Origin of the sequence: Herbaspirillum sp. 1130 (assembly GCF_017833835.1) — a bacterium.
Lineage (GTDB): Bacteria > Pseudomonadota > Gammaproteobacteria > Burkholderiales > Burkholderiaceae_D > Herbaspirillum > Herbaspirillum huttiense.
This window is the reverse complement of record NZ_JAFICQ010000003.1, coordinates 882,062-892,596: the sequence shown is the minus strand read 5'-3', so window position 1 is coordinate 892,596 and position 10,535 is coordinate 882,062. Positions and strand designations below refer to the sequence as shown.

Below are 10,535 nucleotides of genomic sequence, written 5' to 3'. Positions count from 1 at the left end.
CACGATCTGGCTCCGTTGGAATGATGTTCTGATAGTGATTAGGAAAGACGGCGACGTCGGTTTCAGTGCCGGCCGCCGGCTTGAACCTGCGCCGATGATGGCCGTATACCTCATGCTCACGCATGATCCTGGCTACGCGCTTGTGATTGACCACATGCCCGCGTGCCCTCAATTCCAACGTGATTCGACGATAGCCATAGCCCGGGAATACATCGTGGGTGTCTTCTATCAGATGGGCCAGCTCAGCATCACCGAGTACGGCAGTAGCCGGCCTGGGCTGATAATAGTAGGTGCTACGCGGCAGATCGATCATTTGGCATCCTCGTCGGATGGAGCAGGCTTGGGGCCGCTGATGATCGATGAGTTCTCGCTGTTGCTGACGAGTCGTAGCCGTGGCGTTTTTTTGAGGAGATCCAACTCCATCGTCAGCTGGCCTACCTTCCGTTCCAACGCGGCAATATGTGCTTCGTACTCTGCAACCGTCGACGCAGCCGCATCCTCTGCATCCAGCTCACCGCGATCAAACTGCCCTAGCCACATCTGCATGAGATTGGCCGACAAGTTATGGGTCTTGAGCGCCTCGCGTCGCCCAATCTTGCCGCTGCGAATATCGCTGCATATCTGTATCTTGAATTGCGGGCTGTGCCGCCGATATGGACCTCGTGATGCCATGATGTCGCTCCTCCTGAGAAGGCTCGACAAGCGTATCACTTCATCTCCTGGCCTTGGTCCAGCCCGAGGGGTTCACTCCAAAAGTGGGTCAGTTTTCAATGCAAATCTACAGGGCGCGACACAGCGCCAATTATTGTTAGTCGATGGCTCTCGTCACGAATAGTGACCGGTGCTTTTTAAATCGCCGAGGTGGTGCTTTGGCTGAGAAAACTCAAATTTGGCATGAACATCATTCACCGCCCTTCCTGTAGCTGGATGACCAAAACCGCGTATGAAGCATTGGATCGGAGGATATCCCACCATTGTTTCAGACAGAGCTGCAGGCCTGAGCGCCCTCTTGCCCAGCGTACAAATCATGATCAAACATGTGGTGCTCGAGATCAGAAGACAGAGTGTCTTTTAAAACCTTCGCCCACATTGCAAATTGCTCGATCGGCTCATTTCCGCGAGGCTCGGAATAACGCGATACGCCATCTAAAGGCGGTACCCGGCGCCATTCCACTGTCAACGAACCGTCGATAGCCATTGAAATTGACTTGACCTTACGGGTCACGCCCCCGTTGCCTATGTAGGTAGAAAGCGGACGAATGTCGGCAATATTCATTTGAGCTCCAGTAGTTTCTGCATGCAACATTAAGCGCTTCTTTTTATGCCACGAGGAAATTTTTGGCGTGTCGACGACAACATCAAGTGCTTAATATTAGGAGGCATGACTTTTTACGTCAATAAACATGATGTAAGACGCCCTGTATGTTGCCCTTAGAGAAATGGATTATGTGTGATTGTTCAGTGGTCACACATGAAGATAAACAAAGAAATTTCCGAAGGTAGCTTGGCCGCCCTGGTGGGCGCAAACATACGAAGACGCCGTCTTGCGGTTGGGCTTATCCAGCAAGATTTGGCACAGGCTTTAGGAATTGAGGTCGAGACGGTCTCTCGATATGAGCGGGGACACATAGCTCCCCCGATAGAACAGCTTGGTAGGATTGCCCGTGTTCTGACAACGCCTGTGTGGACACTCTTCCTGTCCGCGAAAGAAGACAAGGTCTCGAACAGCCTAATCTTGGCGGAACAAATTCAACGGCTTGGTGCGAAAGATATACTGACGATAACTAAAATTATCACCGCTTATGCTGATAGTCAGACCGGGTCTGAATAAATGTGCCAAGAAGAAACTGGGAACTCGGTGGCCAGAGGCAGCAATGATCAGATGTCCTGATAGTGTGATCGATATGTCAGGCGAATGATCGAATCAACTCGATCTGCTGCACGCTGCTGCAGAAAACTGACAATACCGACTGTCACCTGTGACCGATGAGAAAAATAAATTCCCCATGATGGCTTCTGCCGGAGTCAGCCTGTGTAAGTCGGCATATCCCCTCTTCAGGAAAATCGACTTCCATAGTGACCAAGTGGAGTGAGCCCCTCGGGCGAAGGAAAGTCAATGCAGCGTCTGCAATTGGTTCAAAACTGGAGTCCTCCAATCGTACAGAATAGAAGTTCCCCAACTAAATATGTTATTTTTAGAAACACTTGTACAGAAATTGCCGATTCTCGCTTGACGACATAAGTCTTCGACTGGGCCTGGGCCGAGGCTTACCAGCGGCATGGCGTGGAGTACTACCCCAAGCTGCTCTCGGCCATCCCCTTCACGCCGGTACGCGGTGCGCGCCTGATGGCCATCGACGACACCGCACGCGGCGCACTGGTGGCCGCGCTACGGGCGCTGCAGGAGCGAAATGAAGTTTCCTCCACGCATATCCTCTATCCCCCGCCGGAACAGGCGCAGCAGCTGGCTGACGCGGGATACCTGCTGCGCAGCGGCGTGCAGTTCCATTGGCACAATGAAGGGTATGGCAATTTCTCGGAATTCGTCGATACGCTGGACCGCAAGAAGCGCAAGAACATCCTGGCCGAACGGCGCAAGGTGGCCGAGCAAGGCGTGCGCTTCGTCTGGCTGCGCGGGGCCGAGATCACGGAGGCGCACTGGCGCTTCTTCAACCGCTGCTATCGACACACCTATGCGGCGCACTATTCCACGCCTTACCTGAACCTGGATTTCTTCCGCCGCATCGGTGAAACCATGCCGCAGCACCTGCTGCTGACGGTGGCGCTGCGGGGGAATGAGCCGATCGCTTCCTCGCTGACGGTGTATGACGCCGACACGCTCTACGGCCGCTACTGGGGCGCGCTGGAACACGTCCCCTGCCTGCATTTCGAGACCGCGTATTACCAGCCGCTGGAATTCTGCATCGCCGAGAAGATCACCTGGTTCGAAGGCGGTGCCCAGGGCGAGCACAAGATGGCGCGCGGCTTCCTGCCGCAGAAGACCTGGTCGGCGCACTGGCTGGCGCATCCGGGGTTCTATGATGCGGTGGAACATTTCCTGTCGCGTGAAAGCAATGGCATCGATGGCTATATCTCGGAGCTGAATGAGCACAATCCTTTCCGGGATGCGCCGCGCTGATTCGCCCTCCTCTCGCAGACATAAAAAAACCGGCCCGCACATCGCACGGACCGGCCTCATCAAAAAATATAAACGATTTAAATCGTTTAAATCCTTTTAATTATTTATAGCCCACGCGATCCAGCATCTGCAACACCTTCTGCTGGTTGGCACCGACCGCTCCCACATTGATGACTTCGGCCTTGAACGGGCCCATCTTCACCAGTGCCGGGTTCTCGGTCTTTACGCTCTTGACGGCCGGCCATTCATTGTTGCCTTCAGCAAAATAGCGCTGCGCCGAATCGCTGGCCAGGTACTCCAGGAACTGCACGGCTTCAGCCTTGTGCGGCGCGTTCTTGGCCACACCGCCCCCGGCGATGTTGACGTGCGCACCGTAGCTCTTCTGGTTGGGCCAGACAATGCCAACCTTTTCCATCAGCGCCACATCTTCCGGCTTGGTGGAACGCAGCAGGCGCGCCACGTAATAAGAATTGGAAATGGCCACGCCGCACTCACCCGAACCGACCGCCTTGATCTGGTCGGTATCGCCACCGACCGGCTGGCGCGCCTGGTTGGCGACCATGCCCTTCAGAATGGCTTCGGTCTTGGCCGCGCCGTCATGTTCCAGCAATGCGCCGAACAGCGACACGTTGTAAGGGTGCGAACCGCTGCGGGTACACAGCTTGCCCTTGTTCTTCGGGTCGCCCAGGGCTTCATAGGTATCCACGTCTTCCGGCTTCACGCTGGCCTTGTTGTAGACGATCACGCGGGCACGGGTGGAGAAACCGAACCATTGCGTACCGTCGCTGCCTTCCTTGCTGTGCAGGTTGGCAGGGATGCGCTCATCGAGCAGCTTGGACTTGACCGGCTGGAACAGACCCTCGCTCTGCGCCTTCCACAGGCGGGCCGCATCCACCAGCAGGATCACGTCGGCCGGGCTGGAAGCGCCTTCACTCTTCAAGCGCGCGAGAATGCCTGCATCGTCACCGTCGACCCGGTTGATCTTGATGCCGGTGGCCTTGGTGAAATCGGCGTAGAGCGCTTCGTCAGTCTGGTAGTGGCGCGCCGAATAGAGATTGATGACCTTCTCCTGCGCGAAGCTGGAAGCGGCAATGGCAGCCAGCACGGCGCCGACGGCGAGTTGACGGTGGAACATGGACCATCCTTTTCAAAAAGAGTGAACGACCGCCGTCGTGGAAACGGCGTTTTCTTTTGGCGCGGAAGGCGGTCCCGGGATATCGGACTTGGCTGTCGCAGTGGGCGATCTCGGGATCGCCTCGTTGTGGGCGCATGGCGCTAACGCCATGGCAGTGCAGTTCATAGACCGCTGGCGACTATATCACAAACAAGAAGCATTATCATCTGCGCGCATGCACATCGCGCAGGCCGCCATGAAAAACGCCCTTGCCGGCAGCCGCTCGGCAAGGGCGTTTCAGAGACGAAGTGAAGAAATCAGATGACCTTGACCGCAAAGTCCACACCGATGCCGGCCCACCATTCCTGCTCCTTCTGGAACCAGAAGGAAATGCTCGGATGCTCCTTGATGTAATCGCGGCGAATCTCCAGGTCGATGCGGCTCTTGAGCTTCACCCTCACCTTCTCCAGGTCCAGCGTGATGTGCGCATGGCGGAACATCACCGCCAGCCGCAAGGCCAACACTGCCTTGGCGAAATCGACATCGGCCAGCATCTCGCTGATCTTCTTGAGGTTGCCCTTTTGCCCGAGGATGAGCGTGCTCATCAGGCGCTGCTCGCGCGTGGTGAAACCGGGCATGTCGGCATTGGCGATCATGTAGGCCGAATGCTTGTGATACCCGGTCGGCGAGACCACCAGGCCGGTCTCGTGCAGCAACGCGCTCCAGTAGAGATAGCGCACATACGAATCAGTGGCCGGTTTCAAACTCTCGAAAAAGCCCAGCGCCGTATCGGCCACGCCATGGGCGCGTGCCGCATCGACGTGGAATCGGCGAGCAAATTCTTCCACCGAACGGTCGCGGCGATCGGCCTTGGTGGCGCGCAACTGCAGGTCCCACATCACACCCATGCGCAGGCCGGCTTCCACCGGCGTGATGACCTCGATGCCGAACTCCTGCATGAAACCGATCAGCACGGCGAGCCCGCCCATGATGACGCCGGCGCGGTCCGGCTTCATGCCATCGAGTGAAATCTGGCTGACGTGGCCGAAATCGATCAGCCGCTGCATCAGGTCGGCCAGGCTGGGCAGCGTGACGCGGCCATCACCCATGTTGTTGCGGCGGATGGTATCGGCGATGGCCCGCATGGTGCCGGACGAGCCATAGACATTGACGCTGGCCGCATCGAAGCTGAACAGATGCACCGCATCTTCCACATGCGAACGCGCAGAAATGATGGCGCGCTCGAAGGCCGCTGCCGTGATCGCCCCATCGGGGAAGAAGGCCAGGCTCTGGTTGACGGTACCGATGCCGAAGGATTCAACGTGGCGGATATGTTCGCCCAAGCCACGGATGACTTCGGTGGACCCCCCGCCGATGTCGATGACCATGCGTTCTTCGCCCGCATCGGCGAGTACGCCGGCCACCCCCATGTAGATCAGGCGCCCTTCTTCCTCGCCGGAAATGATTTCGACCGGATAACCGATGGCGCGCTCCAGTTCCGGCAACAACTCGGCGGCATTCTTGGCCACGCGCAAGGTATTGGTGGCCACCACCCGCACGGCGGTCAGCGGATAGTCGCGCAGGACGGAGCGAAAACGGGTCAGCGAATCGATGGCGCTCTGGCAGGCCTGCGGCGTGAGGTTGCCGCTCTTGTCGATGCCCGCCGCCAGGCGGATGGGGTCACGCGCACTCTTGATGACGCGTATGCTGTCGTCCTCGTACTTGCCGATATGCAAGCGAAAACTGTTGGAACCGAGATCTACCGCAGCAAACATGCATTTCCTTTCGCAAAGGCTCCGGGCCGGGCGGCACGCAGCAATTGCTAAATAATTTAAACCGCATCCTGTCTCCCAGCCGACAAGATAATGGCCGCGCATTACACTTTGATGACAGCTTGCACCCTGTAGAATGGCGGCTCAGCGAAGTCGTGCTGCGTTGCACATATTATTTTATACAATTTATCCCATTTTCCCTTCCATGCCCGGCATTCTTTACCTGGTTCCCAACACGCTGGGAACGACCGAGCTTCCCGCCGACACTGACGCATTGCATCCGCTGGAGTCCATCATCCCGCGCCAGGTGCAGGCCATCGCGGCGCGCCTGGATTATTTCGTGGCCGAGAACGCCAAGACCACACGTGCCTTCCTCAAGCTCCTGGGCAGCAGCACGGCACTGGCCAAGCCCATCCAGGAAATCCAGATCAGCGAACTGAACGTCAACACGCCTCCCGCCGCCCTGCCCGCCTTGCTGGCACCGCTGCTGGAAGGCCGCGACGGTGGCCTGATCTCGGAAGCCGGTGTGCCGGCCGTAGCCGACCCCGGTGCCAACCTGGTGCGCCTGGCGCATCAGCACGGCATCCAGGTGCGGCCGCTGGTCGGGCCGTCATCCCTGTTGCTGGCGGTGATGGCCAGCGGCCTGAACGGCCAGAGCTTCGCCTTCAACGGCTACCTGCCCACCGACGCCGAGGCGCGCAGCAAGCGCATCCGCCAGCTGGAGGATCGTTCCCGCAAGGAGAAGCAGACCCAACTGCTGATCGAAACGCCTTATCGCAACGGTGCCATGCTGGAAGCGCTGGCGCAGTCTTGCCAGCCGGGCACGCTGATCTGTGTGGCGACCGATCTTTCGCTGCCCACCGAAACGGTACGCACGCAGACCGCCGCGCAATGGAAGGCGGCGCTGGCTGCCAACAAGGCGCCGGACTTCCACAAGAAGCCGACGGTGTTCCTGCTGCTGGCGGAATAGGCATCACAAAAAACAAAGGCCGGTTGCATCAGCAACCGGCCTTTTGCTTGGAAGCTGTGGATTCGCTCAGCGCAACTGCGACAACGGCGCCGACATCAGGGTCTTGGCAAAGCCCGCACCGAAGGCCACACCAAATTTCTTCAACACGCGTTCGGAGAGATTCTCGGTCTGGGTATAGTCCACCACATCCTCGGCCTTGATCACATCGCGCGCCACGCTGTCGACCGTGCCATAGCCATCGGCCAGGCCCAGTTCGACGGCCTTGGAGCCGGTCCACACCAGGCCCGAAAAGGTATCCGGGGTTTCCTTCAGGCGCGTGCCACGGCCCTGGCGCACCACTTCGATGAACTGCTGGTGGATTTCCTGCAGCATCGATTGCGCGTATTCACGCTGCTTGGGGCTCTGCGGGCTGAAGGGATCGAGGAAGCTCTTGTTCTCGCCCGCCGTCAGCAGGCGGCGCTCCACGCCCAGCTTGTCCATCAGGCCGGTGAAGCCGAAACCATCCATCAGCACGCCCACCGAACCGATCAGGCTGGCCTTGTTGACGTAGATCTTGTCGGCCGCCACCGCGATGTAATAGCCGCCGGAAGCGCACATCTCTTCCACCACCACATAGATCGGCTTCTTGGGATAGGCCTTGCGCAGGCGGGTGATCTCGTCGTTGATCATGCCGGCCTGCACGGGGCTGCCGCCGGGGCTGTTGATCTTCAGGATCACGCCCACCGAGTCGCTGGCCGCAAAGGCCTTATCAAGCGCCGGAATGACCACGCCGGCCGAGCCCTGCCCTTCGGATTCGATGGTGCCGCGAATCTCGACCAAGGCGGTATGGGTGCCCAGCGGTTCGCTCTCGATCTTGTTGTAGGTGAAGGCCATCCAGCCGCCCAGCACGATCACCACCAGGATGGCGATGCGGAAGAAGATGCCCCAGCGGCGGCGGGCGCGCTGTTCCTTGACGGCGAACAGGGCCAGCTTTTCCAGGACGTCGCGCTCCCACCCGCTCTTCTTGTCCTCGCGCACGCTGGCGGGGATGGAAGAAGACGGTGCAGCAGGCGGCGGGGAGGCCGGGGAAGACGAGGAAGACTGAGAGGGGCGGTCTTGCGGGTTGTCAGATTCGTTGTTGCTCATAGGCTCACTCTGGGCAGCGCCATCGCGCTGCACTGGTTTTTTCCGCGAAGCTCATGCCTCGACGGGCTGGACGATGTCATCCGGACGCCAGAACACCTGGCCGTCGCGTTCCACCGCCATGATCTTACGCAAATGCGCACCGGTACAAGGTCCGCCTGCGCATTTTCCGGTATCGGGCGCATAAACCGCGCCATGTGTTGCGCACATGAGATACAGGCCGCTGGATTCAAAGAACTCGCCCTCGGCCCAATCCAGTTCAATGGGCACGTGGGCGCAGCGATTCAGATAGCCATACACCACGCCGCCATAGCGCACCACGAAGCCGGTGGTCTCATCCCCATGCACCTGCACCGGGAAGCGCTTGCCCAGACCGCCCTCCTGGAGGGCGGCTGAGGGGCAAATGAAGATTTCTTCAGGCGTCGTCATGGCAAGCCGCTTCAGGCGTGGTCATTGAGCCATTGATGCAGCTCGCGGATGGAGCGGGCTGAATAAAGAGGTGCCAAAGTCTGCAGCTGCTGCGGCGGATGCGCGCCGAACTCCACCGCCACCCCCTTGGCTCCGGCGTTGATGGCCATCTGCAGGTCGTGGGTGGTGTCGCCGATCATGACGGTACGGTGCATGTCCTGGCCCAGTTCGCGGGTCAGTTCCTGCAGCATGGCCGGATGCGGCTTGGAGAAGGTTTCATCGGCGCAGCGCGTGGCATCGAACTTGGAGAGCAGGCCGGTACTGTTCATGGCCCGGTTCAGCCCCACCCGGCTCTTGCCGGTGGCCACGGCCAGGAAATAGCCCTGCTGCGACAGGTCGGCCAGCATCTCGGGCACGCCCTCGAAGAGCGTGAGGTCCTTGTCCTGCCCGAGATAGTGATGGCGATAGCGCTCCACGATGCGTGGATAGTACTTCGGGTCCACATCCGGAATGGCGGCCTGCATCGCGTCCTGCAAGCCCAGGCCGATCACGTAGGAGGCCGCGCTCTTGTCGGGAATGGGCAGCCCCAGGTCGCGCGCAGCCGCCTGGATGCAGCGCACGATGGTCGAGGTGCTGTCCATCAGGGTGCCGTCCCAGTCGAAGACGATCAGGTCGAATTGCTTTCTTGCCATGTGCTGAGCTCTTTCCGCTGGCATGCTTCCGACTCGGTTGCCATTGTGGCAATTGCCAGATGAGCATGCGTTTCTGTTAATGCCGGGCAGAAAGTATCACATCCCGGCCGTCTGCGCGCATCCCTTCACTCTTCGGTTCCGGCCAGCATGTTGTGGGGCAGCAGGTCGCCCTCGGCGCCGCCTTCGAGGCTGCGCAGGAAACGCGCGCATTCCTCGGGCAGGCCGGCCTTGAGGGTGACTGTCTCGCCGCTTTCCGGATGGCGAAAACTGATGCGCCAGGCATGCAGGAACATGCGCTTGAAGGCCACGCGATTGCCATCGGCCTTCTGCAGCGACTTGTTGAGGGTGAAATCGCCGTACTTGTCATCGCCCACGATGGGGAAACCGCTGGAAGACAGGTGCACCCGGATCTGATGGGTGCGGCCGGTTTTCAGTTCAGCTTCCAGCAGAGCAAATTCACCGAAGCGGCGCAAGAGCGAAAAGATGGTGTGCGAAGGCTGGCCATCGGCCTGCACGCGCACGCGGCGCTCGCCGTCCGGGGTGCTGTACTTGAAGAGCGGCAATTTCACGTGCTGGCGGGCATTCTTCCAGTCGCCCTGCACCAGGGTGAAATAGCGCTTGTCGGTGGTGCCTTCGCGCATCTGGTCGTGCAGGTTGGTCAGGGCCGAACGCTTCTTGGCGATCAGCAGCACGCCCGATGTGTCGCGGTCGAGGCGGTGCACCAGCTCCAGGAACTTGGCCTGCGGCCGCGCCGCACGCAGCTGTTCGATCACGCCATAGCTCACGCCCGAGCCGCCGTGCACGGCCACGCCGGCCGGCTTGTCGATGACCAGCATGTGGCTGTCTTCCAGCAGGATGCGGAATTCCGCGCCCGGGACCACCTGCCCTTGTTTTTCGGCAACTCGTATTGGCGGCACGCGCACCACGTCCCCTTCGGCCAGGCGATAGGTCTGGTCGATGCGGCCCTTGTTGACGCGCACCTCGCCCGAACGCAGGACACGGTAGATATGGCTCTTGGGAACACCCTTGCAGATACGCAGCAGGAAATTGTCAATCCGCTGCCCGGCTTCTTCGTCGGAAATGGTCAGCAACTGCACCTGGGGAAGGTTCTGCGAGGCGGCTTCGCTCCGGGAGGCAGGCGCGGTTGCGGCGCTTTCAGAAGCCCCCCTAGAAAATCTCGCTAAGTCCTTCATTTTGAATATATAATCGTTCGACGCTGAACAAAAAATCAGCGTCAGTAGAATAAAAAGGAACATTCTACACAAGAGGAGACTTCGTCAGCCTCGCTCATTTGCAAAATAGACGGAGGGGGCCCCGA

General features: G+C 59.3%; 11 protein-coding genes and 2 pseudogenes. 4 read left to right on the top strand and 9 right to left on the bottom strand.

Annotation, left to right across the window (positions count from 1 at the left end):
- Positions 1-106: 106 nt before the first annotated feature.
- The 3 genes and pseudogenes from JOD78_RS28030 to JOD78_RS17650 form a co-directional block, all read right to left on the bottom strand.
- Positions 107-202, bottom strand: a pseudogene (locus JOD78_RS28030) (IS3 family transposase); the annotation flags it as partial.
- Positions 203-309: 107 nt separating this feature from the next.
- Positions 310-672 (bottom strand): transposase, encoded by a 363-nt coding sequence (locus JOD78_RS17655; RefSeq protein WP_209568292.1) that lies wholly within the window; start codon positions 670-672, stop codon positions 310-312.
- Between the two features lie 307 nt (positions 673-979).
- The gene (locus tag JOD78_RS17650; protein ID WP_209568293.1) at positions 980-1,276 is read right to left on the bottom strand and encodes a hypothetical protein; all 297 of its coding nucleotides are present in this window, start codon (positions 1,274-1,276) and stop codon (positions 980-982) included.
- Positions 1,277-1,471: 195 nt separating this feature from the next.
- Here JOD78_RS17650 and JOD78_RS17645 point away from each other — a divergent pair, with 195 nt between their 5' ends.
- Together JOD78_RS17645 and JOD78_RS17640 are read left to right on the top strand one after the other, a co-directional pair.
- Positions 1,472-1,831 (top strand): helix-turn-helix domain-containing protein, encoded by a 360-nt coding sequence (locus JOD78_RS17645; protein WP_209568294.1) that lies wholly within the window; start codon positions 1,472-1,474, stop codon positions 1,829-1,831.
- Positions 1,832-2,242: 411 nt separating this feature from the next.
- Positions 2,243-3,139, top strand: a pseudogene (locus tag JOD78_RS17640) (GNAT family N-acetyltransferase); the annotation flags it as partial.
- A gap of 100 nt (positions 3,140-3,239) precedes the next feature.
- Here JOD78_RS17640 and JOD78_RS17635 read toward each other — a convergent pair.
- Positions 3,240-4,274 (bottom strand): extracellular solute-binding protein, encoded by a 1,035-nt coding sequence (locus JOD78_RS17635; protein ID WP_134135179.1) that lies wholly within the window; start codon positions 4,272-4,274, stop codon positions 3,240-3,242.
- A 37-nt stretch (positions 4,275-4,311) separates the two neighbouring features.
- Here JOD78_RS17635 and JOD78_RS17630 point away from each other — a divergent pair, with 37 nt between their 5' ends.
- A complete protein-coding gene (locus JOD78_RS17630) occupies positions 4,312-4,578 on the top strand; it encodes a hypothetical protein (protein ID WP_209568295.1) in 267 nt (88 codons plus the stop codon).
- Here JOD78_RS17630 and JOD78_RS17625 read toward each other — a convergent pair.
- A complete protein-coding gene (locus JOD78_RS17625) occupies positions 4,571-6,028 on the bottom strand; it encodes a Ppx/GppA phosphatase family protein (protein WP_209568297.1) in 1,458 nt (485 codons plus the stop codon). The two genes, JOD78_RS17630 and JOD78_RS17625, sit on opposite strands and share 8 nt — an antisense overlap.
- A gap of 202 nt (positions 6,029-6,230) precedes the next feature.
- Here JOD78_RS17625 and JOD78_RS17620 point away from each other — a divergent pair, with 202 nt between their 5' ends.
- The gene (locus tag JOD78_RS17620) at positions 6,231-6,995 is read left to right on the top strand and encodes an SAM-dependent methyltransferase (RefSeq protein WP_209533203.1); all 765 of its coding nucleotides are present in this window, start codon (positions 6,231-6,233) and stop codon (positions 6,993-6,995) included.
- A gap of 66 nt (positions 6,996-7,061) precedes the next feature.
- Here the strand turns inward: JOD78_RS17620 and JOD78_RS17615 are convergent, their stop codons facing one another.
- The 4 genes from JOD78_RS17615 to JOD78_RS17600 all read right to left on the bottom strand — a co-directional run bounded on the left by JOD78_RS17615 (position 7,062) and on the right by JOD78_RS17600 (position 10,410).
- Complete coding sequence (locus tag JOD78_RS17615) at positions 7,062-8,120, bottom strand: S49 family peptidase (RefSeq protein ID WP_209568298.1); 1,059 nt, start codon at positions 8,118-8,120, stop codon at positions 7,062-7,064.
- A 51-nt stretch (positions 8,121-8,171) separates the two neighbouring features.
- Positions 8,172-8,546 (bottom strand): Rieske (2Fe-2S) protein, encoded by a 375-nt coding sequence (locus JOD78_RS17610; protein ID WP_034332207.1) that lies wholly within the window; start codon positions 8,544-8,546, stop codon positions 8,172-8,174.
- Positions 8,547-8,557: 11 nt separating this feature from the next.
- Positions 8,558-9,217: an HAD-IIIA family hydrolase gene (locus JOD78_RS17605; protein WP_034331648.1), complete on the bottom strand. Its 660-nt coding sequence runs from the start codon at positions 9,215-9,217 to the stop codon at positions 8,558-8,560.
- A 125-nt stretch (positions 9,218-9,342) separates the two neighbouring features.
- A complete protein-coding gene (locus JOD78_RS17600) occupies positions 9,343-10,410 on the bottom strand; it encodes an RluA family pseudouridine synthase (protein WP_209568301.1) in 1,068 nt (355 codons plus the stop codon).
- Positions 10,411-10,535: the final 125 nt, after the last annotated feature.

Excerpts from the sequence above, each read along its gene's own strand:
- JOD78_RS17625 (WP_209568297.1), bottom strand. The coding sequence starts at position 6,028 with ATGTTTGCTGCGGTAGATCTCGGTTCCAACAGTTTTCGCTTGCATATC.
- JOD78_RS17655 (WP_209568292.1), bottom strand. The coding sequence starts at position 672 with ATGGCATCACGAGGTCCATATCGGCGGCACAGCCCGCAATTCAAGATA.
- JOD78_RS17635 (WP_134135179.1), bottom strand. The coding sequence starts at position 4,274 with ATGTTCCACCGTCAACTCGCCGTCGGCGCCGTGCTGGCTGCCATTGCC.
- JOD78_RS17605 (WP_034331648.1), bottom strand. The coding sequence starts at position 9,217 with ATGGCAAGAAAGCAATTCGACCTGATCGTCTTCGACTGGGACGGCACC.
- JOD78_RS17645 (WP_209568294.1), top strand. The coding sequence starts at position 1,472 with ATGAAGATAAACAAAGAAATTTCCGAAGGTAGCTTGGCCGCCCTGGTG.
- JOD78_RS17600 (WP_209568301.1), bottom strand. The coding sequence starts at position 10,410 with ATGAAGGACTTAGCGAGATTTTCTAGGGGGGCTTCTGAAAGCGCCGCA.
- JOD78_RS17620 (WP_209533203.1), top strand. The coding sequence starts at position 6,231 with ATGCCCGGCATTCTTTACCTGGTTCCCAACACGCTGGGAACGACCGAG.
- JOD78_RS17650 (WP_209568293.1), bottom strand. The coding sequence starts at position 1,276 with ATGAATATTGCCGACATTCGTCCGCTTTCTACCTACATAGGCAACGGG.
- JOD78_RS17610 (WP_034332207.1), bottom strand. The coding sequence starts at position 8,546 with ATGACGACGCCTGAAGAAATCTTCATTTGCCCCTCAGCCGCCCTCCAG.
- JOD78_RS17615 (WP_209568298.1), bottom strand. The coding sequence starts at position 8,120 with ATGAGCAACAACGAATCTGACAACCCGCAAGACCGCCCCTCTCAGTCT.